The following is a 24,718-nucleotide window of genomic DNA, read 5'->3' on the forward strand; positions in this document are numbered from 1 at the left end:
ATTCTCTGCTTCATCTATGATTCTGATTTGTTCTGCTTCGGAGAGGAAGAAACTCAGCTGTGAATAAGCTCCGCCATCAGAATCTCCTCGGCCTGTGCTTTGCAGGTGTTCATCAGGCCCACCCAGCGCATCGGGTCGCTGGCTTTCAGCTGCTCCGTCGCGCCCGCGTCTTTCGCCAGCTGGGGCATCATCTGCTCCAGACGGCTCTGCGCTGTCTCGTCGATCTCGATGAGGTGCGGGTACAGCTTCTCGGTCAGCAGCAGCTGATTGTAAATCAGGGGCCGGTGTTCCTTCAGGTACGCTTTCCGCATCCTGCCGTACTTGCCCAGGGGCTTCTCCGGCTGTTCGGTCAGCTTCAGGTCGGGAATCTGATAATCTCCGTTCATCGTGTAAGTCAGGCTGTTCTCCATGTGTAACGCTCCTTTCCGCGAGTTGCTCGCGCTCATAGATCTGGATGGTGACGCCGATCTGCCGCAAAACCTGCTGGTTAATCTGGCTGACCGCCGCGCCCAACGCCCCAACCGTGGCCGGGGTATTGAAATCGAAAATCGGCATGAAGTCCTCATGCTGGAAATATTGTTCCGTATCCAGCCCACAGCGAGACATCAGGGCATAGGCGATACTGACGGTGGCGGCGGACTTAAATTGGACTTCGATGTTGTAATCATCGTACTCCGCCAGGAACGAACCGTCAACGATATAGCGGAAATCTCTCTGATGATCGTCCCAATACTCACTCGCCAGCTTTCCGGCTACATCCGTGAGCTGCTGGGCGAGATTGTCACCGGCAACGCCGTAGTTTTGCTCCAGCATGGCCGACACAGGCCCAATGTGCTGTTCTTCCAGCTGCCACAACCAGGGTGTACGGGAATGTTCACGGGTGCCGGTATCGGAAATATCGAACACATAGCGCAGGCGAAGCTTGTCGCCGGAATCGTCCACCAGGGCAATACCCTTGGAGCCACGGCGCACATACCGTCCCATTTTTTCATTCCACAGGTCATACTCGGCGCAGGCGGTGGCATCCGGGCGCTGGGCGTAAATCATCATTTGCTCGTGGAATGGGTATTTATAAAGGCGGGCGGCGGTGGTGAGAAAAGCCGTCCACTCCTTCCAGCTGCCTACAAGCTGGGTCGATACCTGTTCGGCCATCTGCCGGTAAAATTCAGCTTTGGATGGCATGGTTTTCTGTCCTCCCTTCATGTTGAATAGAAATGGGACGGCATATCAGGCCGTCCCATCAGGTCTTTATGTGTGTTTTTTACTCGTCGAAATCTGGGTACAGCTCCAGTTCGGCAAACTCGGTGTCGTTCATAGCTTGGAGTTTACCCAGGGCGCTGTCCGTCAGTTCCCGCAGCTCGGCTTCCTCCGGCGAAAGCTCACCGCGCATCTCCGTCAGAGCGTCGATCAGCCCGGTGCGGCTGCCGGTGTTGTAGATGCAAAGAAGGTTCGTTTCCTCAAAGGTGAAGTTGTTCATATCAAAGCTCCCTTTCCGCGCTCTTTTTTTGCGCTGTCTTTTTGTGTTCCGTCTTGGGCTGGCTTTTCAGCTGCTCCATTACGGACTTTTTCTTTTCCCGTTCCTCTCGATGGACGGCTGCTGCCAAGTCCATAAGAGAAATGGGCTGACCACTGCGGGCCTGTTGTTCCAGCTGGGCCACTGTCGGCTCCTTTGGGCCGTTATTGATGATACCGTCGATCATGCCGTAATCATCTTCCACCGTCATTTCCGCATTTCTCAGCGAATTTTCCGGCAAGAAACCTTGCACCTGGGTGAAACCAACACTGTCGCAGTAATGACAGGATACCTGACCATTCTGCTTGATGGCAACGATGTCACTGACGCTCATAGACGGGCTGTGAAAATCCACCGGCTTTTGCAGATTGAACTGCTCATACAGCCTTTCCAGCTGCTCCATAGTGCTGCCGGAACCGTCCAGAGGGGCGGTATAGATAAGGTCATAGTTACTCCGCTCTACGGACAGATTGTGCGATTGCAGCCAATCCAGATTCATAAAACGCACATTCTGCGGGTCATCCTTGCTCACCTGATAAATAGCAAAACAATTTCCCTCATGGGAAAGAAACGCCTGTTCCCGTTCCAACTGCCGATCCTGTCGTTCCAAAACTTTTTCGTGAAAGTCCGGGCTTTGCTCCCATTCCTCGCGGGACACAGCAAAGATACCGTCATGGGCGTCCAGGTCGGCAGTGTCAAAGGCCATTTCCGGGTTTTCACCCTCCTGGACGATATAAACGGTCAGGTCTCGCTCCATCAGCTCATAGGCTCGCTCTTTGGAGAGGGGCAGAAGGTCACCGTCCAGGTAGCCGCATTTCTCCAGATCATCCTGAGTCAGTGCCGGGTCCGGCATGGGATACTCGTCCAACGCCTGCTCCTGGGCATCCGGCAGCTGGGTGGCGGCAGCTTCTGTGGTCTGCTGGCTGACCTGTTCCTGCATCTGGTGGTAAGCCGCCTCCTGCAAAGTCTCGATCATGGACAGCGGCGCATACTTGATGGACTTGCCGCCCATCCCCAGGTCCTCGCAGATATGGCTAACCGCTGTGGAACGGCCCATATCCGGCCCGTCCAACTGGCCGCCGTCCATCTGCTTCATGGTTGCCACATCGTAGAGCGTGTAGTCCCAGCCGGTGTCGCAGGGCTGAACATGAAGGTAGCTGGTATCATCCAGCACCAACAGGGCCTCCCGGTACTCGGCGCTGGGCTGGACACTTTCGGTATTTTCCGGCTCGGTCAGCTGTTCCGGTTCAGTCATCGGCACCAGCTGATCCAAGCGTCCCATAAGCTCGGCAGCTTTTTGGGTGGTTTCATCCGGTTCATCCTCGTTCACGATATTCTGGAGCCATTCGCGTACACCGCTGGCATCTCCGCTTCGGAGTGTGGCAGTCAGTTCGTGCAGTGCGTCCTCACGGCTATCTGCATTGTTCCGATACTCATAAGGGTCATAATCGAAAGTGAACTGGTCGATGTCTGCTGCCAGCTGCTCGATAGAGTCCTGCTGCGGTTCCGTGGCGGCAGTCAGGTCAATGCCGCGCTCCTTGCAGATTTCCTTGTAGTTGCGCTCGATGTCGTTAATCAGCTCGCAGGAAGTCTTGTTGATGGTCTCCAGACTGGCCCGCAGCTCCTTCAGCTCCTTGTCCTTCGACCAGGAAGCGATGTAGCCAAAACTGTTCTCGCCGGTCTGGATGCCGAAATACTGGCAAACCGCATAAGAAATGCTCTCGGCCTCCACTTCCTCGGTGTTGCGGTTCTTGGCGGCCTGTTTCACCGCCGTCAGATCTTCCTCCACTTCCAACCGCCACTCAAACCGATTCTCGTCCACATAGCGCCAGCCTTCCTCGGCGGCGGCCTGTTCCGCCTCTGCTTCGGTGGCGAAGTCCAGACGGAAGTCATGCTTGGTGCCGCCCTCGCTCACCATCACGATCTTCCAGGTCGGCTCCGCTTCGTACTTTTTGGGGTCGTGGAGCTTACTGTGCGCGGTCTCATGGACAGCGGCGGAAACAGTCTGCACCTCGCTCATGCCTTCCCGGATGGCGATCCGCTGCTGGTCAGAGGAGAAATAGCCGTCCATGTTCTCGGCCATCGGCTCAAACTCGATGGGAACCGGAGCCGAGCGGCGCAGAGCTTCCATGAAAGCCTCATAGTGCGGCACCGTCCCGGACAGGCTGGAGGCCAGCTCTGGCAGGGGCTTTCCGTCCGTCTGGCTCACATCGAACACCTTCACCGGACGGAACATGGGGATTTCAATTTCTTTTTCCTCCATGACCGCCTTGCCATCCGCGTCCAGGATGGGTGCATGAGTATCCGGGTCGCGCTTCATTTCCTCGATCTTCTTTTTGTAGGGCGTGGGGGCAATGATGGTGATACCATGCTCACCCTTTTTCACATGGCGCTCAAACTGATTTTTCCACTTGTTGAACCCGGCCACCAGGGTGGCGTCCGGGCGCTGCATATAGATGAGCATGGTGTTGTTGACGGAGTAGCGGTGGAACTTGGACATGACGGACAGATAGCGCATATACTTCTCGCTCTCAAACAGTTCCTTGATACCCTGTTCAATGCCCGCTGTGATCTCTTGTAACCGTTCTCGATTGGTGGTCTTATCAGCCATGAATTTCACTCTCCTTTCCAATTTGGCTATTTCTGATTGATGTTCGGCAATCCACAGCTTTTGCTCCTCCGGGCTGTTCTCCAGAAAAAAATCCAGCAGATAGCCCACATAGTCCTTTTTCTGGATTGCCTCCATGAATCGGGGATGTGGATTTTCCTCCGGTGTTTTGGGTGTGTAGTCCGTTTCCCACTTGCGGAGCAAATGAAAGTAGTCGGCCAGGACACGAAAGGCATGGTCTCGGTCCTCCTTGAATTTCTGCGCCTCGGATTTCTGGCGGACATGGCGTCGCCGGGGAGGGGCCTGACTGTCATAAGCCAGGCCAAAATCCTGGGCCAGCTTCTCGGCGGCCTCTTTGGGGGACAGATTGTAGAGCCTCGCTGTGAAGTCAATCACATCGCCGGTGGCTCCGCAGCCAAAGCAATAAAAATATTCCTCGTTCAGCTTCATGCTGGGATTTTTGTCATCGTGGAAGGGACAACAGGCCATGCCGCTCCGGTTGACCTCGATTCCGTACATCTGCGCTGCTTCTCGGACGGTGATGGACTGCTTGACAGCCTCAAAGACACTTTCAGCCATGCTTACTCATTGCCTTTCTTGGGGGTGGGCGGCCTGTATCCGGCAGCCTTGGCCAGTTCACTGGCTGCCTTACGGCGCTCGGCGCTGTAAGGTTCCCGGACGGACACACAGCGTTTGGGAACGAGAAAGGTCTGGCGGTCCTTTTTCACAATCTGGTCCGGGTATTTCTCTGCCAGTCGCCGCAGCTTCTCCAGCAGCCGGGGGTCATGGGTATAGACCTCGGCGGTGGCTTCGGCCTGGTTGTAGAGGATGATGGTTTCCTGTTCATAGCGTGAGAGCTTCATCGTTTGCCACCTTTCTGCTGGTCAAACTCCAGCTTGAAGTTGGCGTACTGCCCATCATCCGCCAACACCACAGTGGCATCGTATGCCTTTCTTCTCCATTTGACAAGCCGCCACGCCCATGTGGACGGTAGGCAGCTCGTCAATGCCGCGCTCGGCGTTGCTGCGGTGGTCGATACGCGACCGGCTTCCGGCGCGTTCAAGGTAGGCGTTTGAAATATCTGCCCATGCCTTACGCCACAAAAGCGCGTTGCCCTTGTCGTTCCAGCCTGTGAGGTCAACTTTGTGTGTCTTGTATCTGCCGCTTGGTAAGCGTATGCGCTCGCCGTTCTCGTCAAGGTCATATTCCTTTTTGGACTTCGCCGCCCACGCGCCGCGCTCGTCAAGGGGGCGCATGGTAAGCATGATATGACAATGGGGGTTGCCGCTGCCGGTATCGTGAATGGCAAAATCAACGCACATTCCTCTGGAAACAAATTGAGAGGAACAGTATTCCCGGACAAGCCGGATCTGTTCCTCTCTGGATAATTCTATGGGGAGTGCTGCGTCAATCTCTCTGGCAAGCTGGGCGTTCCCGGCTTTCTCGTAAAGCTCCACACTGTTCCACAAGGTTGAACGGTCAGAGAAAGAGGGCGGGGCATGGGGCGGCAATAGGATTTCCGTATGGACAACGCCGCGCTTGCGGGTGTAGTCATGGGTCATTCCGTCCCATTCGTTTGTGATTTTCTCGCCGCTTCGGTAGGCGGCTGCGGCAACGGCTGACTTGCCTTTTCCTCGGCTGACTATGCCGATGTTACAATGGTAAATGGCTATGGGTATCACCTCCCGGATAGGATAACAAAACCCGCAAAAATGGTACAGACGCCAAAGGCGGGTGTACTGTTTTTGTGGGTGTGCAGGGATAGCCGCAAAGCGGCGCAAGGGGTGCAGCCCCTTGTTGCGGCAAAGCCGCCATATCGGAGCGCGGGGAAAGTTCCCTGTGCGGAGATAAGCCCTCGGCAGAGCGCACACGCCCGCAAGGGTGTATAAGTGCGCCCTTTGCTCCAAAGGGATTATTCCGCGTTCCCGGCTCCGGCTCGTTTTTTCAAAAACTCCTGTGCTGGCTCGCTCGTCAAGGCAAGCCGTAAAAAGGCTTTCGCGTCCTCGTCCGGCATGGCAATCAGCTCCGGCACAAGGCTCTCCATGAAGCCGCCGCGCTTGCAAAGCCTGTGGTTTCTCGCCTTGCGTTCCTCAACGGATAGTTTCTGCTTGATGATTTTCTCCCGGTTCTCAAACTGCCGGATTTTCTTCTTGCCTTCCTCAATCTCGGCGGTCAATTCCTCGCGGGTTTTCTCTTTCGGTTTCGTCATGGCTGGTCGCTCCTTTCTGCTCATGGGCAAAAGAAAAGAGCAGCCGTTTTCAGATTTCAGATTGAAAATAGCTGCTCTCGGTTGATGTATTCAGTTGTCTGTGCTGGCGGTGTGCTTCCTTATAAGATAAGTGTGAAATTCCCATTTACTTATCCCGCTGCTAAAACTTCCGGGATATTGACTTATGACTTAGTTCAAAAAGAAAATGTCCTCAACATTCTTCTCTAAGGCTTTTGCTAATTTCATGGCCAGTTCCAATGTCGGATCATATTTGTTGTTTTCTACAGCAATAATCGTTTGCCTGCTTACACCGACTTGATTTGCTAAATCTTCTTGCCGTAGCCCCGCTGCTTTTCTTAGTTTTTTAATGTCATTCTCCATTTTTCACCACCTTCTTATCTGAACATGAACATAGCGCCAACGGAAAGGAGTACAGCAACAACTACAACGATTGCGATAATCGTCAAAAAAGCCTTATTCGGTTCCTTGTATTCTTCATCGTCTTGAACCATGCGGTGCTTCAATATTTGCTCATAGATACTTTCAAACACCACAACAGCAAGTAAGATATACATGGAGATAGAGTTCGGCGCGTGTTTCTCCATGAAAGCAACACAACACTCATAAATCGTCCAAAAGGATAAAAGCAACAGGGCAACTTTGAAGCTAAGGGATTGAGATTGCAGGCGGATTTTTTTATCCATTTCATCAAGTTTTTTCATAAGATCACCTCCATTGAATGTTAAGGACTCTTTACATTTCTTATTATACTCATTTATCCCAAAAAGTCAAGAGCGTTTTACATTTTTTGAAGATAAATTTTTCATGGGGCTATGAACAAATCTACATCATTTCAGCCTGTCAGTGGCGTTGTTCTCTCTGGCATACTGCCGCGCTGCTTCCCGGCGTTCCTCACTGTATGGGGCGGTCAGACGGAAAGAGAAGCGGCCTTTCTCAATATCAAACTCCATGCAGCCCGTTTCCGGGTCTGTGTCGGTCTGCTGGCAGATCGCCGGATAACGGCGGCTGTATGCAAGCAGACGCTTTTTCAAGGCGGTGTTGTGGGTGCGGATATGGATAAGGGGGTCTTTCTCGTCAAACCAAATATCGGTGGTCTTTTCCTGCTTGGTAAGCCCTGTTCTCATGCAAGCTCCTTTCTGCGCCCCTGTTACGCAATAAGGGCATTTTCGGGTGTTTTCTCCGGCTCTTGACTTGGGGAAAACGGCGTTTTTGACGATAAAAACCGCCCGGACGGGGGAATGGTTCGTCGGGGCGGCTGTTATCGCAAGATTTCTGTTTTTTCCGGCTCTTGACCGTCAGACATAGATTAGCTCATGCCTGATGATTTCCTCGGCTCTCGCCTTGCAGTTGTTCATCAAACCTACCCATTTCATCGGGTCGGCGGCTTTGAGGGCTTCGGTGGCTCCCGCTTCTCTGGCAAGGCGGGGCATGAGGTAGTCCAGCATATCCCGCGCCGCCCGGTCTGTTTCCGCAAGGTGGGGGTATAGCTTCTCGCTGGCTACAAGGGCGGTATAAAGGCGGTGGCGGTATTGTTCCAGATAGGCTTTCCGCAGCCGCCCATAGTGGCCGATATGGGGCTTCGGGGTAATAGGGCGGTTCCCGTTGTCAATCAATCTTCTCATGCGATTTGTTCTCCTTTCTCGTCCTGCTTCTTTTTGTGGTAGTTCTCCCGCCTTGCAGCAAGGAAGTTTTCATACCGGGCTTGAGCTTCGGGATTTCCGGCTGCGGCTTCCTCGTACATCTTCTGGCGGGATTTCTTGGTAGCTTCACTATGGTATGCCCGCCGCCTTGCAAGCTCGGCGGCTGCGACGGGGTCGGTTTCCGCTTGGATTTTCAGTTCTTGGTAGGCGTTTTTCTTGCGGTTCCGGCTTGCTTCAAGGCGTTCCGTTTCCTCTGGCGTGAGTGGCTGGCCTGCGTCCTGTGCGGCGGCAAGCTCTTTCAGCGTCCGGGGCTTGGGCGGCTGTGCCGCTTTCTGACGCTCATACCATGCCTTGTGCTGGCGGTTTTTCCTCTCTCGGTAGGCGGCAAGACGCTCTGCTTCCTCCGGCGTGAGGTCGGCTCCGGCCTTTTGCAGCGCGGCAAGCTCCTTTAAGGATTTCGGCTTCGGGGGCTTGGGCGGTTCGGCGGCTTTCCGCTTCTCCCGCCATTCCTTTTGCCATGCCCGGTTATGGGCTAACCGCGCTTCATCTGCCGCCTGTTCCTCTGGGGTCAGCAAACCCGCTTTCTTCCTCGCAGTAAACTCCCGTTTCTCTGCCTTGCGCTTTTCTTCCCGCGCTTTGGCAAGCTCCTGTGAATGGGCTTCCTTTGCAGCCTGTTCCTCCTGCTGGCGGCGTTGTTCCTCGGCTTCCATTGGGGTAACGATATGGGCGGGGACTTCAAACGCGCCGATGAAGTTGAGGTAAATATCTATCCTCTGGCGGCGGCTGTTCCCGCGTCCCTCGCCCTCATGGACAACGACTTTTTCGATAAACTCGTTGAGCATGGGCGTTGTCAATTCGGAAAAATCAGTGTAGCGGCTCACAAGCTCGATAAACTTATCTGTTTTCAGCCTGTCGGCGTTCCAGCTCTCGATTGCTTCCTCCCATTGTGCGATAGCGGCTTCCAGCTTGGTCTGTTCCTCGTCGTATTCGGCAAGCAGACGGGTAAAGTGCTTATCGGGTATCTTGCCTGTGGCGTTGCCCTCGTATAGCTTCTTTACAAGGCTGTCCAGCTCCTTACACCGCCGCTGTGCCTTGCTCACTTTCTGCCGGTACTCCTTGACGGCGTTCTCTTGGTGCTGGTCGGACGCTTCCCGCACACGCTCGATAAACTCCGCTTCATTGTGCCGCACATACCAGCTCACGCGCTGGATTGCAGCAAGAATGGCGGCTTCCATTTTCGCGGTGGGGATATAGTGCATGGTACAGTCGCGGGTAAGCTGGCGGTAGCTGGAACACACAAAAGCGTCGTCCAGATACTTGCCTTGCACAAGGCTGCTGCGGTGGGTCAGCTTCGCGCCGCAGTCGGCGCAGTAGAGAAGCCCGGTCAAGCGGTTTGGGGTGGTCTGCCGCTTGGGGGCGCGGCGTTTTGTCCCCATAAGCCGCTGGACGGTATTCCATGTTTCCTCGTCCACAATGGCGGGTATCTCCCCGTCAAAAATATACTGTTCCTCCGGCGCGGTCTTGCGGGTGCTTTTGGTCTTGTAGTTCTCGCAGACGGTTTTCCCTAAAACCTTGCGCCCCGTGTACTCCGGGCGTTTGAGGATATAGCTGATAGTTGTTGTTGACCATGCGTAGGGGTCTGTGTACTTCGCCGCCCGGACGGGTGCGCCTATCCGCTTCCAATGCTCGGACGGGATAGGGATTTTCTCGGCGCGGAGTGCCCTTGCTATGCTGGCGATACTCTCCCCGGCAACAACGCTGTGGAAGATACGGCGCACAACGGCGGCGGCTTCCTCGTCGATTACCCATTCGCCCTTGTTCTCCTTGGACGCAAGGTAGCCATAGCTGACGCTGCCGGAGCAGCGCAAGCCCTTTTCCATTCTCGACTTGAAAACGGTCTTGATTTTCCGGCTGGTGTCGGCAACATACCACTCGTTTATCACATCTCGAAAAATTGACATTATATCAAAGCCGTTGGCGGTATCAAGGTTGTCATTTGCCGCAATAAAGCGTACATGGTACTCGTCAAAGGTGCGCTTCAAAAGCCCCACTTCGACAACATCACGGCCAATCCTGCTTTGGTCTTTGATAATGACCGTAGCCACATTTCCCGCCCGGATTTCTTCCAGCATAGCGTCCAGCCCCGGACGCTTGAAAGTCGTTCCCCGCACTCCGTCATCGGTGAAGTGCCGGATATTCGTAAAGCCGTTCTTTTGGGCGTAGTCCTCCAAAATGCGCTTTTGGTTTTCTATCGACACGCTTTCCCCGGCTCGTTCATCGTCATGGGAAAGACGCTCGTACAGGGCTGTGATTTTTCCCTTGTCCGGCTGTTTCTTCATGGGGTGTAACCTCCTTTCTTGAGGGTGCGCGCTCCCTTTATCCTTATTGTAAATTACCATTTGCAGCTTCTTTTCCTTGCGGTGGGCAAGGTACTTGGTGATGGCGGCCTTAAACAGCCGCCCGGTAAACTTTGTTCCGCTGACTACCAGCGTCAAAGTCCTGTTTTCCACTTCCTCCTGCATAGGTCATCGCCTCCTTTCCACGGATTTTGCAGGGGTGGCGCTTGATACTAAGGCGGGACCACCAGCCGCCGCAGCAGGTATTTCATCATGGCAGGCTCCTTTCAACGCAGCTGATCGGAGCGGTCATAGTACAGATGTCCCTGGCGCACCTTGGCATGGCTGAGAATCTTGATGTGGCCCTTTTCCTGGTTCTCCAGGCTTTTCTGGTATCCGGCCTCCGTCAGAAACAGGCGGGTCCGTTCGCCTTTCCAGCCCACCGGCGAATCGTGGGTCAGCACATCGAAGATAATCATGTGCCGGGTGTCCTCGGCAAACCGCTCCAAATCCATGTACTCATGGCCGTGGTAGTTCTGCGCCCCGGCCTTGAGCCGCATTTCCTCCATCAGCTGGCCCACGGTCTTACGCTCAGGCATGGCGCGCACCTCCTTTCCCGCGTCCCTGGCCTTTCACAGTCAGGATACCGTCCAGGGTGGTAGCGGTGATCCGCAGGCGCTCAGCGGTGGCGATGTCATTCTTCACGGTCTCGTCGATGCCGTGGCCGCAGACCACCAGCACATGGGACCGGCGCAGATAGTCTCGCGCCATATCCAGCCCGTCCTTGTGTTCCTGGGGAATCTCGTCCTTGAGGAAGGTGGACAAGAACAGAACCGGGCAGATGGGCGAATACCCGGCGTCGTACACCTGGCGGCAGTAGGTGGCAGCGTTCTCGGCGTTCTCATACTGGTTGTTGCTCCAGGGAGCCGTAATGTAGGCAAGAGGTCGTTTCATGGCAAAATCCTTTCTCCCGGTATTGCCGGGCAACAGAAAAGCGGCTGTTTACCAGCCGCCTGTGTTCATATCGTGATTGACTTGTACGGTGTAGTGATTGCTGATCGTGGTGGGCGCGTTGAACAGCACTGCAAGCAAATACTGTTTCATATTGCGGACCTCCGTGGTGTTTTTCTGCATACCGTCCATGACAAATCGGATATGCTCGCTATCCAGCTTCAAGAACCGGGAGCGCACGACTTCATGGGGAAAGTCGCTGCCAGCGATCCGAGTGGTTTTACGTTTGGCACAAACGGTCTCCACCATCAGCTCCACAATCTCGTCCAGGTCCTCACGGTAGGTCGAAAACTCTCTGCACAGATAGTCATACTCGATGTTCTCCAGAATCAATTCCCGATAATTTTCTATCTCTGAGACAGACATCGCATCCCTTCCTTTCCGTTCCGGCAGCTGTGCTGCCGCTGTTTCCCGGAAGGGAATGGAATCGGTACTTGCTCCATGAGTATTTTGTTTTTGAGTATTTGGTTTCTCTATATTTAATTCTGCGGGCTTTTCCGTATCCGGTTTATCCAGATACGGGTTTTCCGTATCTGGTGAAGCCGTATCTGGTACAGCCGTATCCGGCCTTGGCGTTTCTGGCTGCCTGGGCTGGGGTTTCTCATAAATCACATACTCGGTGTCGCTGATCCGGCCTTGTTGGTCCCGCAGCTGGTTCCGCACGATGTAACCGGCGGTTTCCAACTCCCGCAGCGCACTGCCGATGGCATCAACGCCCTCCTTGCAGATTTTCGCAAGTCCACGGGTAGTATAGTTCCAGTCATCAGGCAGGGATAACATCATGGAAAGAAGCCCCTTTGCCTTGAGGGATAGTTCGTGGTTCCGCAGGTGATGATTGCTCATCACGGTATAATCTTTGGTCCGTTCAATGCGAAAAACGGCCATTGACTTCACTCCTTTCTAATTTTAGGGCATGAAAAAAGCCACAATCCTTCGTGAAAAAGACTGTGGCTTTCAGCTGTTTTTGTTGTTCTGCCAGGGCCGGTAAGGACGCTTGTACTTCGGCGGATGACTGAACATCGGCTCATGCTCCGAAAACGGGAGGGTCTGCAAAACCCGGTCAATGTCGGTGGATTCCATATCATACTGGGACTGGCAACTTTCCCGGATGGCATCTTTGATGCTCTGGACAGTACACATATTCATTCCTTTCCTTTCGTAGTGATAATGAGTTTACGGGTGGCGGCGGCGCTTGTCCGGTTTGAAGTCGAGCACATGGCCCTCGATCACACGGGCATACCGCTTGATTTTGATTTCCCGACGCTTCTGGCTTACGAGGGCGGCCTGATACCCGTCCTCCGTAAGAAACAGCCGCATATCATCGCCGGGGCAGCCGTAGGAACAAGGGCGCTGAACGGAAAACTCGATCATCCAGCGGGTGCTGTCCTGAAAACGCTCTACGGCCAAGATATTGTGTCCTTTCAGCTCACGGGCTGAAATATCCCTCATAGGCGGCTCCTTTCATCGTTCCTGGTCTCTCTGGCGCTTCTTCTGCCACGCCTCCAGCAGTTTGATAATGGTTTCCTGCATCCGCTGGGGCGTATAGCTTTTGGGGAAATACTTCCGCAGGGTGTCGGAGGTGAAAGTCACTTTGTCGAGATCACTTTTCTTTTCCTCACCCATGATGACGCGCATCATATCGAGGGTCAGATGTCCCTCCTGGCTGTATTTCTTGAGTCGCTGAGCCTGGGAGAGAGAGGGGGTAGCCTGTTCGCTGTCCATCGCGTCCAGCAAATCCCGCTGTTCTTCTTTTTTGAGAAAGGACAGCTCATAAGCCGGATTGAGGGCGATTTTCTTTTCATCGACCATATCCAGCAGTTCGGGAATCAGCTCCGTCAGGCGGATATAGCGCTGCACCTGGTTCCTACTCGAACCAGCCTGCTGCGCCAACAATTCATCTGCACGCAACTTCGTCCCAAGTTGGGACGAAGTTAAGTCCCCCCGTGCGCCTTGGTGTTTCATAGCCTCCAGCTTCATCTTGTAAGCAAAGGCCCTTTCGCTGGGGAGCAGGCTTTCACGTTGTAAGTTGCTGTCCACCATGATGATAGTGGCAGCATCATCGTCCAGGTCTCGGACAATGACAGGCATGGTTTCTTTCTCGGCCAGCTCACTGGCCCGGTGCCGCCTGTGACCGGCAACCAGCTCATAGCCGCCCTCCGGGTCCGGGCGGGCGATCGCCGGAACCAGAACACCATACTGCCGAACGCTGTCGGCGGTCTCCATCATGGCCTCGTCATCCTTGACTTTGAAGGGATGCCCCTTAAATGGGTGCAGCTCAGACAGCGGAATTTCCTGTATCTTCTCCAGCTTGGCATCCTGGCGGCTTTCCTCGGTGGAAAACAAATCATCGTATGGAGCCAGCTCTACTTTTTTCGCGCTGCTTTTCAAGTTTTATCACCTCCTTGGTCAGATTCTTATAGCCCTCGGCCACCTTGCCATTAGGGTCATGGGCAAAAATGCTTTTGCCCTCGGCGCTGATCTCCTTTGCCCGGACAGAATGGGGAATCTCGGTGCCGAACACCTTGATTTTGCTGCCATAGGTCTCCCGCAGCAGGGCGGCAATCTCCTTGGCGAAGTTGGTGCGGTTGTCCACCATCGTCAGCAATATGCCGTCGATCTGGAGCTTGGGGTTGATCTGCCGCTTCACCTTGTTTACGGTCTGGAGCAGCTGTTCCAGGCCCTTGGCGGGCAGGTACTCCGCCTGAACGGGGATTATGACCCTGTTGGCGGCGGCCAGGGCGTTGACCGTGAGCATACCCAGGGATGGCTGGCAGTCAATCAGGATATGGGAATACTGTCCCTTGAGCGTGTCCAGATACTGCCGCAGGATGGTCTCTCGGCTCATGGCGTTCACCAGGGAGACCTCCATGCCGGAGAGCTGGATGTCTGCGGGCATCAGGTCAACGCCCTCCGGGTGGTGCAGGATACCCTCGCCGGGGCGCAGCGGCTCGTCCATCAGGATACGGCCCATCGCGTCGGACAGGGTAAAGGGCAGCTTGTCCGGCTGGGGGTGGCCCAGGCTGATGGTCAGGCTGCCTTGCGGGTCCCCGTCGATCAGCAGCACTTTCTTTCCGGCCTGCGCCAGCCCAATCCCCAGGTTCGCGCAGGTGGTTGTCTTGCCAACGCCGCCTTTCTGGTTGGCGATGGCGATGATTTGCGTGTTCAATGACTTCACCTCCTACAATAAAGTTACGGTTCAAGGCGCGGCAGCCAGCCGCGTCTTTTTCCATCTCAAAGCCGAAGCTGTTAGAATGGGAGAGCAAATTGCCTGACATAGCTCACCTTGGGCCGACACGCCCGTAAATGAGTCCGTCAGCCGCCTCTCTCATTCGCAGCATTCGATTTGCGCAGGTTGTACCACCGATTTGCGGTGCGTTCGCGTCACCCAGGAGATTGAACAGGCGATGAGTAAACGGCGGAAAGCCATATCCAATCAGAAGGAGGAGCAAAATGAACGCAGTAGGGATCGACATTTCCAAAGGGAAAAGCACGGTGGCTGCCCTGCGGCCAATGGGTGAAGTGGCATTTCTGCCACAGGAATTTCTCCATACCGAAGTTGGTTTGGAGCAGATGGCTGGCGCCATCGTCGCATTGGGCGAAGATACCCGCGTCATCATGGAATCCACAGGCCGTTACCACGAACCGGTAGCGGCAGCACTACATGAGTACGGGATCTACGTCTGCGTCCTGAATCCGCTGCTCATCAAGCAGAGCGGCGGCGGCTCCATCCGCAAGGTCAAGACCGACAAGGCTGACGCTCTGAAGATTGCAAAGTATGGCCTTGACAACTGGGTGGATCTGCGGGAATATACTCCCATGGATACGATTAGACAACAACTGAAGCTGTGCAGCCGCCAATACAATCTCTACATGAAAACAGTGGTGTCGCTGCAAAACAATCTCATTTCGCTGACCGACAAGACCTTTCCCGGTGTAAACGAGCTTTTCTCCAGCCCAGAGCGTGCTGACGGCCACCAGAAATGGGTGGATTTTGTCATGACCTTCTGGCATTGCGATTGCATCTGCCGTGCCAGCGAAAAGGCGTTTACAGAACGTTACCAGAAGTGGTGCAAACGCAAGGGATACCATTTCAGTGCAGAGAAGGCGCTGGACATTTACGCCGGAAGCTGTGGCCATTTTACGACACTGCCGAAAAACGAGAACACAAAGCTGCTCATTGTCACGGCTGCTCAACAACTTCTGGCGGGAAAGACCACGCTGGCCACTCTGCGGGCGGAAATGACGCGGCTTGCATCCCAACTTCCAGAATACGAAACCGTGTGCGCCATGTACGGCGTTGGGAAAATAACTGCCGCGCAGCTTATGGCCGAAATTGGAGATGTGCGCCGTTTCCCGCGCCGCAGCTCCATCGTGGGCTTTGCAGGTGTTGATCCCGGCGTGGATGAATCCGGCAAGCACAGCGCAAAGAGCGTTCCCACCACAAAGCGAGGCTCACCACATTTGCGTAAAACACTCTACCAAATCATCTGCACATACCTGAAAAAGTCTCCAGCGGATGAGCCGGTGTACCAGTTCCTTGATAAGAAACGCGCAGAGGGCAAGCCCTACTTTGTCTACATGACTGCCGCTCAGAACAAGTTCCTGCGCATCTACTACGCCCGCGTGAAAGAATGCCTGGAGGCTTTTGATACAGAACCTGCTAAGCAATCGTAATCTTTAACAACCGAATTTCTTTCCGGCTGGCGAGATGCTTTCTCTCCGGTCTGGTTTGTTGTACCTTTTTTAGCCTCGCAAAATTTGCGGGACTTTTTTTATTTCATCTATTGACTTTTGTTTGCAGGACTCATTTCTGAATTGTTCTATGGCTTCTGGAAATAGAAAAAGCCGCCACTTCAAAAATTGAAAGTGACGGCCTTTTCTTATCCCGGAATGAAATTCCCCGGAAACGCAAAAAGCGCCCAGTAGAAAATACTGAGCGCTTGGCGATTAGATTTATTCTCTTTTGTTCAAATTAGGTCAAATTCAGACAAACCGTTTTCACGAAAAAGGTCTCTTGGAGATGTATAAATAAACATCCCCTTGGCATCCCAAAATCGCGTCTCGGTTGTCCTATTTTTTAACCCATAAGCCCTCTTTTTGGGGTGGTTGTCCACCATTTAACCCATAGAAAACGGGTTAAAAGAGGCTTCGTTCTGTCAAATTGCGTCAAACCATTTGAAAAGGAAAAACCCCGGAAACCGCGTAGTTCCGGGGTTTTTGACCACTTTTGATAAAGTTTAGCGCTTGCTGAACTGCGGAGCGCGACGGGCAGCCTTGAGGCCGTATTTCTTACGTTCCTTCATACGAGGATCGCGGGTCAGGAAGCCAGCCTTCTTCAGGGTGGTGCGCAGCTCGGGGTTGAACTGCAGCAGGGCGCGGGACAGGCCATGGCGGATGGCGCCGGCCTGGCCGGAGCAACCGCCGCCGACCACGTTGACGACCACGTCAAACTGGCCTTCGGTGCCGGTCAGGACCATGGGGCTGCGAGCCAGCAGCTTCAGGGTGTCCAGGCCGAAGTAGGTGTCCAGCTCACGGCCGTTGATGATGAACTTGCCGGTGCCGTTGTACACGCGGACGCGGGCAACGGAATGCTTACGACGGCCGGTGCCGTAGAAATATTCTTTAGTCTCGTACATTTTCGCTGCCTCCTTGCTTAGAATTCGACCGCTTCAGGCTTCTGGGCGGTGTGGTTGTGTTCTGCGGTCTTGTAGCAGTGCAGGCGGGTCATGGCCTTGGCGCCCAGGGTGTTGGAGGGCACCATGCCCTTGACAGCGTAGGTCATGGCCTTGTCGCTGGCTTCGGCCATCAGGGTCTTGTACTGGGTCTCCTTCAGACCGCCGATCCAGCCGGAATGGGTGCGATGGAACTTCTTCTCCAGCTTCTTGCCGGTCAGGACAGCCTCGTCGCAGTTGATGATGATGACATGGTCACCGCAGTCAACGTTGGGGGTGAAGGTGGGCTTGTTCTTGCCGCGCAGAATGACGGCAGCCTGGGCGGCGACGCGGCCCAGGGGCTTGCCGGCGGCGTCGATCACATACCACTTGCGGTCAGCCATCTCAGCGGGCTTAGCGAGCGTAGTACTCATAATACTGAATCCTCCATACTGTATATTCACGCGCCCTTCGGCTTTCTTGGTCCGCAGGGGTATCGGGAACGTCCTTTGGGACGTTTTTTAGCGCAAGAGTGATTATAACAGACCCGGCCGGACAAGTCAACGGTTTCGGGCATGTTTTTTTCATTTATTCCTGTGTAGCTCTCGTTTTCTCTTGTTTACTCTTGCTTTCTCCCATTTTCTTTTACGGCATTTTTGATTTTGTTCCGCTGGGCCGGCGTACTTCTCAAACAGGATGGTGTGTGGTATAATAGTAAGGTATATGGCCAGAAACAGGCATCCCGAAGATACGAGGTGGTTGGGTTTGAACACATCCCGTTTTGAAAAGCACTGCTGGGCCGAGATTGATCTCGATGCCCTGCGGGCCAATTATGAGTATATCCGCCGCCAGGTGGGCGGGCCGGTGTGCGCGGTGGTCAAGGCCGACGCCTACGGCCATGGCGCGGTGGCGGTGGCCCGGGCCCTGGAGCCCGCCGGGGCGGCGGGCTTTGCGGTGAGCTGTCTGGGCGAAGCCAAGCATCTGCGCCGTCACGGCATCACCCGCCCGGTGATGATCCTGGGATACACCTCCCCTGCCTTTGCCGCCGACCTGGCAAGGGAGCAGATCACCCAGGCACTGTTTTCCACCGAATACGCCGCTGCCCTTTCCCAGGCGGCGGTGGCGGCCGGTGTCACGGTGGACTGCCACCTGAAGGTGGACACCGGCATGGGGCGCATCGGCTTTGCGGTGCGGTCCGGCTTTGACGAAGCCCTGAAGGAGATGGAGCACTGCTACACCCTGCCCGGGCTGCGCATCACCGGGGTGTTCCAGCATTTTGCGGTGGCGGACAGCACCGAGCCCGACGACGAGACCTACACCGACGAGCAGCACGCTCTGTTCGCCCGCACGGTGCAGGCCCTGCAGGCCGACGGGCTGGACACCGGCACCACCCACTGCGCCAACAGCGCCGCCCAGCTGCGCCACCCCGAATGGCGGGCCCGGATGACCCGGGCGGGCATCATCCTGTACGGGCTGAACCCCAGCCCCCAGGTACAGTTTGACGCCCTGCGCCCGGTGATGACCCTGAAAACCGTCATCACCCAGGTCAAGACCCTGCAGGACGGGCAGTCGGTGTGCTACGGCCGTACCTACACCGCCCAGACACCCCGCCGGATAGCCACCGTCAGCGTGGGCTATGCCGACGGTTATCCCCGTCTGTTGTCCGGCAGCGCCGGGGGCGGGGTAATGACGGTCCACGGCAAGCCGGCCCCGGTGCTGGGGCGGGTGTGCATGGACCAGACGGTCATTGACGTGACCGACATTCCCGAAGCCGCCATGGGGGACGAGGTGACCGTCTTCGGTCCCGGCGGCGCCGACACCGCCGATACCATTGCGCAAAAGGCCGGCACCATCAACTATGAGGTGGTGTGCGGCATTTCCCGCCGGGTGCCCCGCCTGTACATGCAGGACGGCAAACCGGTGAGCATCTGGAACAACTTGGAGGAAGGTTAATGGCACAGGATACCATCCGCAATTTCTGCATCATCGCACACATCGACCACGGCAAGAGCACCTTGTCCGACCGGATTCTGGAACTGACCGACAGTGTGGACAAACGCACCATGGAGGACCAGATCCTGGACGACATGGAGCTGGAACGGGAGCGGGGCATCACCATCAAGGCCCGGGCCGTGACCATGCACTACAAGGCCGATGACGGCAAGACCTATATGTTCAACCTCATCGACACCCCGGGCCACGTGGACTTTTCCTACGAGGTCAGCCGCAGTCTGGCCGCCTGTGAGGGCGCGGTGCTGGTGGTGGACGCCAGCCAGGGCGTGGAGGCCCAGACCCTGGCCAACTGCTATATGGCCATCGACCACAACCTGGAAGTGGTGCCCATCCTGAACAAGATCGACCTGCCCAGCGCCGACCCCGACACCGCCGCCAAGGAGGTGGAGGACATCATCGGCCTGCCCTGCGAGGACGCCCCCCGGGTGTCCGCCAAGCTGGGCATCGGCATCAAGGACGTGCTGGAACGGGTGGTGCAGGACGTCCCCGCCCCCACGGGGGACGAGAATGCCCCCCTGAAGGCCCTGATCTTTGACAGCGTCTACGACAGCTACAAGGGCGTCATTGTCTACATCCGGGTGTTCGAGGGCACCGTGCGTCCGGGCGACACCATCAAGCTGATGCACACCGGCGCCCAGTTCCAGCTGGTGGAGGTGGGCCACATGGGCGCCACCGCCCTGGCCCCCTGCGACTGTCTGAAAGCCGGCGAGGTCGGCTACCTGACCGCCAGCATCAAGACGGTGCGGGATACCCGGGTGGGCGATACCGTCACCCTGGCCGCCAACCCCACTGCCGAGCCCATGCCCGGTTTCCGCAAGGTGACCCCCATGGTGTTCTGCGGCATCTACCCCGCCGACGGCGCCGACTATCCCGACCTGAAGGACGCGCTGGAAAAGCTGCAGCTCAACGACGCCAGCCTGAGCTTTGAGCCCGAGACCAGCGCGGCGCTGGGCTTCGGCTTCCGGTGCGGGTTCCTGGGGCTGCTGCACATGGAGATCATCACCGAGCGGCTGGAGCGGGAATTTGACCTGGATCTGATCACCACCACCCCCGGTGTTCAGTACCGCCTGACCCTGACCGACGGCACGGTGGAGATCATCGACAATCCTTCCGCCTACCCCGACCCCACCCGCATCGAAAAGGCGGAGGAACCCTTCGTCAACGCCCACATCTACACCCCCAACGACTATGTGGGCCCGCTGATGGACCTGTGCCAGCAGAAGCGGGGCGTGCTGGTGGACATGAAATATATGGACGAGACCCGTGTGGACCTGCACTACCAGCTGCCTTTGGGCGAGATCGTCTACGATTTTTTTGACGCCATCAAGAGCCGCAGCCGGGGCTATGCCAGCTACGACTACGAGTGGGAGGACTGGCACCAGTCCAATCTGGTGAAGCTGGACTTCCTGCTCAACGGCGAGCCGGTGGACGCTTTGTCCATGATCGTCTTCAGCGACAACGCCTACGCCAAGGGCCGCCGCATCTGCGAGAAGCTGAAGGAGAACATCCCCCGCGCCCTGTTTGAAATTCCCATCCAGGCAGCGGTGGGCGGCAAGATCATCGCCCGGGAGACGGTCAAGGCCATGCGCAAGGACGTGCTGGCCAAGTGCTACGGCGGCGACATCACCCGCAAGAAAAAACTGCTGGAAAAGCAGAAAGCCGGCAAGAAGAAGATGCGCCAGCTGGGCAGCGTAACCCTGCCCAGTGAGGCCTTCACCGCCGTGCTCAAGCTGGATTCCGATACCTGATATTCTGGCATCACCCACAACAAGCGCCGGGTGCCTCCCTGTCTGGGGAAGCACCCGGCGCTTTTTATATGTCCCGCACCAGCAGGCCCAGCCGGGAGCCCAGGCGGGAGAGCAGCTCATTGGTGATGGTGCCGCAGGCGACCGCCACCTCCTCCGCCCGCAGGGTCCCGGCGCCGTCGGTGCCGATGAGGGTGGCACACTCCCCCGCTTTGGGCGGGGTGGGCAGGTCGGTGGCGTCCACCAGCATCTGGTCCATGCACACCCGCCCCACCACCGGGCAGCGGGCACCGTGGAGCAGCACCACGCCCCCCTGGGCGCCATAGTTCCGGGGCAGGCCGTCGGCGTACCCGATGGCCAGCACCGCCAGACAGGTATCCCGCCGTGCGGTGAAGGCCAGACCGTACCCGGCCCCCTCCCCCGCCGGGACCCGATGCACCGCCGCCACCCGGGCCCGCAGGCTGAGCACCGGCCGCAGGGGCAGCGGATGGTCCACCGGGTTGCTGTCACTGTACACCCCGTAGAGAAGCAGCCCCGGTCGGGCAGCGCCGAAGGTGTGGCCTGCGGTGCAGGCGGGGTTTAGGATGCCGTAGCTGGCCTGCAGGTGGGTCAGCCCCGGGTCCAGCCCCATCCCCCGGAGCAGGGCCAGGGTACGCACAAAGGTTCCGGTCTGTTGTCGGGCAAAGGCCCGGTCCCCTTGGGAGGTACCGTCGGAGGTGCACAGATGGCTGTACACCCCTTCCACCCGAAGATGGGGCAGGGCAAACAGCTCCGCCAGCGTGCCGATCTCCTCCGCCGGAATGCCCAGCCGGTGCATGCCTGTATCCACCGCCAGATGCACCCGGACCGGCACCCCCTGGGCCGAGAGAGCCCGACCGTGGTCCGCGTCCGCCACCGTGGCACACAGGCGCCAGCGGCGCAGCACCGGGGCCTGGGCCGGGTCGGTCCAGCCCAGGATCAGGATATCCCCCCGGATGTCTGCCTTGCGCAGCCGGATGCCTTCCGACAGGCAGGCCACCGCAAAGAGGCGGATGCCTTCCCGCTGCAAAGTCCGGGCCACCGGCACCGCCCCGTGGCCGTAGGCGTCCGCCTTGACCACCGCCATGAGAGCGCAGGAGGCAGGCAGGGCATCCCGCAGCAGGGCGGTATTCTGGCGCAGGGCGGCCAGGTCGATCTCCCGCCACGCCCGGACGTCCGGGGGCAGGGTGTGGCGGCCGGTGAGGGATTGCAGCGCAAAGGCCAGGGCCACGCTGAGCGGCACCACCACCGCGAAGTGGACGAGAGAATTTTCCACCAGCAATCCCCGCAGGCCCAGGAACCGGGCCGCCCCCCGCACCGCCACGATGCACCAGGGATGCAGGATATACACCAGGGCAGCCGTGCGGCGCACCGCCCGGTCCTGCCCGCCGTTGACCGCCAGCAGCAGCCCGAAGAGCCCCCACATGGTCAGGGGCAGGAAAAGATACATGCTGTCGTGCCGGGGGATGCCGGCCGTGTGCAGGGCCAGACTTTCCAATGTCATGGCGCCCAGACCCGCCAGGAACAGCCAGGTGCTGGGGCAGGCCGCGGGCACCGGCCGCGGGGCAAAGGCCGCCCCCAGCAGCAGAAAGAGGGGCAGCAGGAACAGCCCGTTGCGGGTGTAGTCCCAGAAAAGGAATACCGCCTCATACAGGGCCCCCAATCCCGGCAGCTGTCCGGCCAGCCCGTAATAACTGTCCCCGCCCAGGCCGATGAGATACAGCAGACCGGCCACGGCCCACCCGGTCCGGCCGGTTCCGGCCAGCAGACGGGCAATGGGCAGGGCCAGCAGCAGGGCGGGCAGATACCACAGGTGGTAGAAGGTTCCGTTGAACACCAGCTCCCGCCACCCCACAGGGTTGCCCGCATACAGGTTCAGGGGCAGGTACAGCAGCACCGATGCGGCATACAGCCCCAGGGTGTGCCGCCACAGACGCCCGGTGCCCTGCCAGTGGCCCCGGGCCAGAAAATACCCGCTGACCATGGCGAAGTAAGGCACCGCCACCCGGGCCAGCACCCGGGTCAGCCACAGGTCCGCCACCGGGGAAAAGCTGCCCAGCGGGCCGGTGTGGATGGCCACCACCAGCACGGCGGCCAGCAGCCGGAACCGGTCCAGGGACGGGAGGGGTTGTCTGTTCATGGCTGTCCCTCCCACACCGTCAGGATGAACCCGCCCTCGTTGGTGCCGGACAGCTGCCAGCAGGGCCCCGGAGCGGGGCGGGTGGTGCCGGTGCCGCAGAAGGGCAGATACCGCACCTGTACCCGGCGGCCGTTTTCCAGCCGGACCACCCGGGGTGCCTCCCGCAGGAAGGCAGGGTATTCCTCCAGGCAGATGCCCGCATCGGTGAGGATGGCGGCGTGGGGCACCCCCACATACCGGAAATGCCAGGGCTCGGCGGCAATACCGGTTTTGTCCTGTTTTTCTTCGGTGTATCGTTCCACAAAACCGTACCGGGCGGCCACCCGGCGGAAGGCCCCGCACACCCCGTCGTAAGGGAATTCCGGGCGGATGAAGTCGATCTTGTCGGCGCTGAGGGCCAGGTCCACCGCCAGACCGGTCTGGTGCTCGCTGCACCCCGGGCGGGCCACATACCGGGCAGTAAAGTCCGGGCCATGGTCGGTGAGAGAGCCGTCCCAGATGGCCTGCTGTTCCTCCTGGCTGCGCCAGCCGGACACCGGCAGGATCTGCCCTTCCCCGTGCACTGCCCGGATGGCGGCGGCCAGCATCCGGGCGGCGGTGCGGTCCAGGTGCTGGTCCGGCCAGCCGCCGGTGAGGGGAACCAGGTCGGGGATCAGTTCCTCCCGCAGGGGATGGTCCCGGTTGACCAGGATCAGGCTGCCCTTGCGGCAAGCGGCGGCTGTCAGGTGCAGGTCGGCGGGGGTCATGCTTCCACCCCCAGTTCCACCAGCCTGTCCAGCAAGGCCGGGAACGAATACCCCGCCTGCCGCATCATGGCCGGGAACCGGCTGTGGGAGGTGAGCCCCGGGATGGTGTTCACCTCATTGAAGATGATGCGGCCGTCCGGGGTGAGAAAGAGGTCCACCCGGGCAAAGCCCCGGCAGCCCAGGGCCCGGTACACCGCTTTGGCAGCGTTCTGGATGCGGGCGGCGGTGGAGTCCGGGATGCGGGCGGGACAGTGGATGGCCGCATGGCGCAGGGTGTATTTCTCGGTATAATCAAAGAGCACGTCGGCGGGGGCCAGTTCGATCTCGTCCACCGCCCCCACGGTCAGCGGCCCGCCCGGGTTGCCCATGACCCCGCAGCCCACCTCAAAGCCGGGGATAGTCTCTTCCAGCAGGACTTCGTCATCGTGGCGGAAGGCCTCCGCCACCGCCGGGGCCAGGGCGTCGGGGCCTTCCACCCGGCTGATGCCGAAGGAGGAGCCCGCCCGCACCGGCTTGACGAACACCGGCCAGCCGATGGCTTCGGCGGCGGACAGGATCTCCTGCGGGTCGGTTCCCCGGGGGAACACCGCACTCTTGGGCACCGCCACCCCGGCCAGGGCGGCCAGCTTGTGGGCCCGGTCCTTGTCCATGCACAGGGCACCCGCCAGACAGCCGCAGCCGATCAGGGGCACCCCGGCCAGTTCCAGCAACCCCTGCAGGGTGCCGTCCTCCCCGTTTTTGCCGTGAAGTACCGGGAAGGCCGCATCAAAGGCAATGCGGCGGCCGTCGGCCAGCCACAGTCCCCCGGCGCCCCGGGCGGCGTTCAGGGTGCAGGGGACGCAGTGGAGTTGGTCCTTGTGCCAGGTATCGGCGGGAATGGCCGGGAGGGGGCCGGTATAGTACAGCCACTCCCCTTCCCGGGTGATGCCCACCGGCACCGGGGCCCAGCGGGCAGGGTCGAGATTTTCCAGCACGGCGGTCGCCGACTGCAGAGAAACGGCATACTCGGTGGAGCAGCCGCCGAAAAACACCAGGATTTTGCGTGCATGCATGGGGATTCCTCCTTG

The 24,718-nt window shown here is 58.0% G+C and carries 26 protein-coding genes and 2 pseudogenes; 4 read left to right on the plus strand and 24 right to left on the minus strand.

Going from position 1 to position 24,718, the window contains the following annotated elements:
• Positions 1–53: 53 nt before the first annotated feature.
• Positions 54–410, minus strand: a complete 357-nt coding sequence (locus AC127K_RS04690) for a TnpV protein (protein ID WP_072853158.1) — start codon at positions 408–410, stop codon at positions 54–56.
• Between AC127K_RS04690 and AC127K_RS04695 the strand changes: the two genes are divergently transcribed.
• Complete coding sequence (locus tag AC127K_RS04695) at positions 409–1,212, plus strand: hypothetical protein (RefSeq protein WP_072853160.1); 804 nt, start codon at positions 409–411, stop codon at positions 1,210–1,212. The two genes, AC127K_RS04690 and AC127K_RS04695, sit on opposite strands and share 2 nt — an antisense overlap.
• Positions 1,213–1,261: 49 nt before the next feature.
• On the opposite strand, the gene AC127K_RS04700 is transcribed toward AC127K_RS04695, so the two are convergent.
• The 18 genes and pseudogenes from AC127K_RS04700 to AC127K_RS04785 all read right to left on the minus strand — a co-directional run bounded on the left by AC127K_RS04700 (position 1,262) and on the right by AC127K_RS04785 (position 14,504).
• The gene (locus tag AC127K_RS04700; protein WP_002588921.1) at positions 1,262–1,477 is read right to left on the minus strand and encodes a transposon-transfer assisting family protein; all 216 of its coding nucleotides are present in this window, start codon (positions 1,475–1,477) and stop codon (positions 1,262–1,264) included.
• 1 nt (position 1,478) lies between these two features.
• Positions 1,479–2,705: pseudogene (locus AC127K_RS04705) on the minus strand (YodL domain-containing protein); the annotation flags it as partial.
• 284 nt (positions 2,706–2,989) lie between these two features.
• A pseudogene (locus AC127K_RS04710) lies at positions 2,990–4,700 on the minus strand (ArdC family protein); the annotation flags it as partial.
• Positions 4,701–4,702: 2 nt separating this feature from the next.
• A complete protein-coding gene (locus tag AC127K_RS04715) occupies positions 4,703–4,984 on the minus strand; it encodes a hypothetical protein (RefSeq protein ID WP_002588923.1) in 282 nt (93 codons plus the stop codon).
• Positions 4,985–5,038: 54 nt separating this feature from the next.
• Positions 5,039–5,992: a MobQ family relaxase gene (mobQ, locus tag AC127K_RS04720; RefSeq protein ID WP_483722172.1), complete on the minus strand. Its 954-nt coding sequence runs from the start codon at positions 5,990–5,992 to the stop codon at positions 5,039–5,041.
• Positions 5,993–6,033: 41 nt separating this feature from the next.
• A complete protein-coding gene (locus tag AC127K_RS04725; protein ID WP_483721751.1) occupies positions 6,034–6,330 on the minus strand; it encodes a DUF3847 domain-containing protein in 297 nt (98 codons plus the stop codon).
• A 189-nt stretch (positions 6,331–6,519) separates the two neighbouring features.
• Entirely contained in the window at positions 6,520–6,711 is a 192-nt protein-coding gene (locus AC127K_RS04730) for a helix-turn-helix transcriptional regulator (protein WP_483721752.1), read from the minus strand.
• Positions 6,712–6,725: 14 nt separating this feature from the next.
• Positions 6,726–7,052 (minus strand): hypothetical protein, encoded by a 327-nt coding sequence (locus tag AC127K_RS04735; protein WP_483721753.1) that lies wholly within the window; start codon positions 7,050–7,052, stop codon positions 6,726–6,728.
• Between the two features lie 126 nt (positions 7,053–7,178).
• A complete protein-coding gene (locus AC127K_RS04740) occupies positions 7,179–7,475 on the minus strand; it encodes a hypothetical protein (RefSeq protein WP_483721754.1) in 297 nt (98 codons plus the stop codon).
• Between the two features lie 171 nt (positions 7,476–7,646).
• Positions 7,647–7,973 carry a TnpV protein gene (locus AC127K_RS04745; protein WP_444159609.1) on the minus strand — a complete coding sequence of 109 codons (327 nt, stop codon included), beginning with the start codon at positions 7,971–7,973 and terminating at the stop codon, positions 7,647–7,649.
• Entirely contained in the window at positions 7,970–10,513 is a 2,544-nt protein-coding gene (locus tag AC127K_RS04750) for a recombinase family protein (protein ID WP_483721755.1), read from the minus strand. Before AC127K_RS04750 ends, AC127K_RS04745 begins: the two co-directional genes overlap by 4 nt.
• A gap of 101 nt (positions 10,514–10,614) precedes the next feature.
• Positions 10,615–10,926, minus strand: a complete 312-nt coding sequence (locus AC127K_RS04755) for a DUF5720 family protein (protein ID WP_002576353.1) — start codon at positions 10,924–10,926, stop codon at positions 10,615–10,617.
• Positions 10,919–11,281, minus strand: coding sequence for a DUF7768 domain-containing protein (locus tag AC127K_RS04760; RefSeq protein ID WP_002576354.1), 363 nt, complete (start codon positions 11,279–11,281; stop codon positions 10,919–10,921). Before AC127K_RS04760 ends, AC127K_RS04755 begins: the two co-directional genes overlap by 8 nt.
• 48 nt (positions 11,282–11,329) lie before the next feature.
• Positions 11,330–12,223 carry a DUF6017 domain-containing protein gene (locus AC127K_RS04765; protein WP_002576355.1) on the minus strand — a complete coding sequence of 298 codons (894 nt, stop codon included), beginning with the start codon at positions 12,221–12,223 and terminating at the stop codon, positions 11,330–11,332.
• Positions 12,224–12,292: 69 nt separating this feature from the next.
• Positions 12,293–12,484, minus strand: coding sequence for a hypothetical protein (locus AC127K_RS04770; protein ID WP_002576356.1), 192 nt, complete (start codon positions 12,482–12,484; stop codon positions 12,293–12,295).
• A 27-nt stretch (positions 12,485–12,511) separates the two neighbouring features.
• Positions 12,512–12,787, minus strand: a complete 276-nt coding sequence (locus tag AC127K_RS04775) for a DUF5720 family protein (protein WP_002576357.1) — start codon at positions 12,785–12,787, stop codon at positions 12,512–12,514.
• Between the two features lie 12 nt (positions 12,788–12,799).
• Complete coding sequence (locus AC127K_RS04780) at positions 12,800–13,726, minus strand: ParB/RepB/Spo0J family partition protein (protein WP_002576358.1); 927 nt, start codon at positions 13,724–13,726, stop codon at positions 12,800–12,802.
• Positions 13,683–14,504, minus strand: a complete 822-nt coding sequence (locus AC127K_RS04785) for a ParA family protein (RefSeq protein WP_002576359.1) — start codon at positions 14,502–14,504, stop codon at positions 13,683–13,685. The genes AC127K_RS04780 and AC127K_RS04785 overlap by 44 nt, the downstream gene beginning before the upstream one ends.
• Positions 14,505–14,788: 284 nt before the next feature.
• Here AC127K_RS04785 and AC127K_RS04790 point away from each other — a divergent pair, with 284 nt between their 5' ends.
• On the plus strand, positions 14,789–16,012 hold the full coding sequence (locus tag AC127K_RS04790; protein WP_087185407.1) for an IS110 family RNA-guided transposase: 1,224 nt from the start codon (positions 14,789–14,791) through the stop codon (positions 16,010–16,012).
• Positions 16,013–16,575: 563 nt separating this feature from the next.
• Here the strand turns inward: AC127K_RS04790 and rpsI are convergent.
• Together rpsI and rplM are read right to left on the minus strand one after the other, a co-directional pair.
• Complete coding sequence (gene rpsI, locus AC127K_RS04795; RefSeq protein ID WP_483721756.1) at positions 16,576–16,974, minus strand: 30S ribosomal protein S9; 399 nt, start codon at positions 16,972–16,974, stop codon at positions 16,576–16,578.
• Between the two features lie 17 nt (positions 16,975–16,991).
• Positions 16,992–17,423 (minus strand): 50S ribosomal protein L13, encoded by a 432-nt coding sequence (rplM, locus tag AC127K_RS04800; protein ID WP_294539699.1) that lies wholly within the window; start codon positions 17,421–17,423, stop codon positions 16,992–16,994.
• A gap of 331 nt (positions 17,424–17,754) precedes the next feature.
• Here rplM and alr (AC127K_RS04805) point away from each other — a divergent pair, with 331 nt between their 5' ends.
• Together alr (AC127K_RS04805) and lepA are read left to right on the plus strand one after the other, a co-directional pair.
• On the plus strand, positions 17,755–18,942 hold the full coding sequence (gene alr, locus AC127K_RS04805; protein ID WP_483721757.1) for an alanine racemase: 1,188 nt from the start codon (positions 17,755–17,757) through the stop codon (positions 18,940–18,942).
• Positions 18,942–20,750 (plus strand): translation elongation factor 4, encoded by a 1,809-nt coding sequence (gene lepA, locus AC127K_RS04810; RefSeq protein WP_483721758.1) that lies wholly within the window; start codon positions 18,942–18,944, stop codon positions 20,748–20,750. Before alr (AC127K_RS04805) ends, lepA begins: the two co-directional genes overlap by 1 nt.
• Positions 20,751–20,814: 64 nt before the next feature.
• On the opposite strand, the gene alr (AC127K_RS04815) is transcribed toward lepA, so the two are convergent.
• The 3 genes from alr (AC127K_RS04815) to AC127K_RS04825 are packed head-to-tail and all read right to left on the minus strand — an operon-like array spanning position 20,815 to position 24,703.
• A complete protein-coding gene (gene alr, locus AC127K_RS04815) occupies positions 20,815–22,905 on the minus strand; it encodes an alanine racemase (RefSeq protein WP_483721759.1) in 2,091 nt (696 codons plus the stop codon).
• Positions 22,902–23,651: a M15 family metallopeptidase gene (locus AC127K_RS04820; RefSeq protein ID WP_483721760.1), complete on the minus strand. Its 750-nt coding sequence runs from the start codon at positions 23,649–23,651 to the stop codon at positions 22,902–22,904. Before AC127K_RS04820 ends, alr (AC127K_RS04815) begins: the two co-directional genes overlap by 4 nt.
• Entirely contained in the window at positions 23,648–24,703 is a 1,056-nt protein-coding gene (locus AC127K_RS04825; protein ID WP_483721761.1) for a D-alanine--D-alanine ligase family protein, read from the minus strand. Before AC127K_RS04825 ends, AC127K_RS04820 begins: the two co-directional genes overlap by 4 nt.
• Between the last annotated feature and the right edge of the window lie 15 nt (positions 24,704–24,718).

The organism is Subdoligranulum sp. DSM 23681 (assembly GCF_057005535.1).

Coding starts and splice junctions, on each gene's coding strand:
- AC127K_RS04695 (WP_072853160.1), top strand. CDS start 409: ATGTGTAACGCTCCTTTCCGCGAGTTGCTCGCGCTCATAGATCTGGAT.
- AC127K_RS04690 (WP_072853158.1), bottom strand. CDS start 410: ATGGAGAACAGCCTGACTTACACGATGAACGGAGATTATCAGATTCCC.
- AC127K_RS04700 (WP_002588921.1), bottom strand. CDS start 1,477: ATGAACAACTTCACCTTTGAGGAAACGAACCTTCTTTGCATCTACAAC.
- AC127K_RS04715 (WP_002588923.1), bottom strand. CDS start 4,984: ATGAAGCTCTCACGCTATGAACAGGAAACCATCATCCTCTACAACCAG.
- AC127K_RS04725 (WP_483721751.1), bottom strand. CDS start 6,330: ATGACGAAACCGAAAGAGAAAACCCGCGAGGAATTGACCGCCGAGATT.
- AC127K_RS04730 (WP_483721752.1), bottom strand. CDS start 6,711: ATGGAGAATGACATTAAAAAACTAAGAAAAGCAGCGGGGCTACGGCAA.
- AC127K_RS04735 (WP_483721753.1), bottom strand. CDS start 7,052: ATGAAAAAACTTGATGAAATGGATAAAAAAATCCGCCTGCAATCTCAA.
- AC127K_RS04740 (WP_483721754.1), bottom strand. CDS start 7,475: ATGAGAACAGGGCTTACCAAGCAGGAAAAGACCACCGATATTTGGTTT.
- AC127K_RS04745 (WP_444159609.1), bottom strand. CDS start 7,973: ATGAGAAGATTGATTGACAACGGGAACCGCCCTATTACCCCGAAGCCC.
- AC127K_RS04750 (WP_483721755.1), bottom strand. CDS start 10,513: ATGCAGGAGGAAGTGGAAAACAGGACTTTGACGCTGGTAGTCAGCGGA.
- AC127K_RS04755 (WP_002576353.1), bottom strand. CDS start 10,926: ATGCCTGAGCGTAAGACCGTGGGCCAGCTGATGGAGGAAATGCGGCTC.
- AC127K_RS04760 (WP_002576354.1), bottom strand. CDS start 11,281: ATGAAACGACCTCTTGCCTACATTACGGCTCCCTGGAGCAACAACCAG.
- AC127K_RS04765 (WP_002576355.1), bottom strand. CDS start 12,223: ATGGCCGTTTTTCGCATTGAACGGACCAAAGATTATACCGTGATGAGC.
- AC127K_RS04770 (WP_002576356.1), bottom strand. CDS start 12,484: ATGAATATGTGTACTGTCCAGAGCATCAAAGATGCCATCCGGGAAAGT.
- AC127K_RS04775 (WP_002576357.1), bottom strand. CDS start 12,787: ATGAGGGATATTTCAGCCCGTGAGCTGAAAGGACACAATATCTTGGCC.
- AC127K_RS04790 (WP_087185407.1), top strand. CDS start 14,789: ATGAACGCAGTAGGGATCGACATTTCCAAAGGGAAAAGCACGGTGGCT.
- rpsI (WP_483721756.1), bottom strand. CDS start 16,974: ATGTACGAGACTAAAGAATATTTCTACGGCACCGGCCGTCGTAAGCAT.
- rplM (WP_294539699.1), bottom strand. CDS start 17,423: ATGAGTACTACGCTCGCTAAGCCCGCTGAGATGGCTGACCGCAAGTGG.
- lepA (WP_483721758.1), top strand. CDS start 18,942: ATGGCACAGGATACCATCCGCAATTTCTGCATCATCGCACACATCGAC.
- alr (WP_483721759.1), bottom strand. CDS start 22,905: ATGAACAGACAACCCCTCCCGTCCCTGGACCGGTTCCGGCTGCTGGCC.
- AC127K_RS04820 (WP_483721760.1), bottom strand. CDS start 23,651: ATGACCCCCGCCGACCTGCACCTGACAGCCGCCGCTTGCCGCAAGGGC.
- AC127K_RS04825 (WP_483721761.1), bottom strand. CDS start 24,703: ATGCATGCACGCAAAATCCTGGTGTTTTTCGGCGGCTGCTCCACCGAG.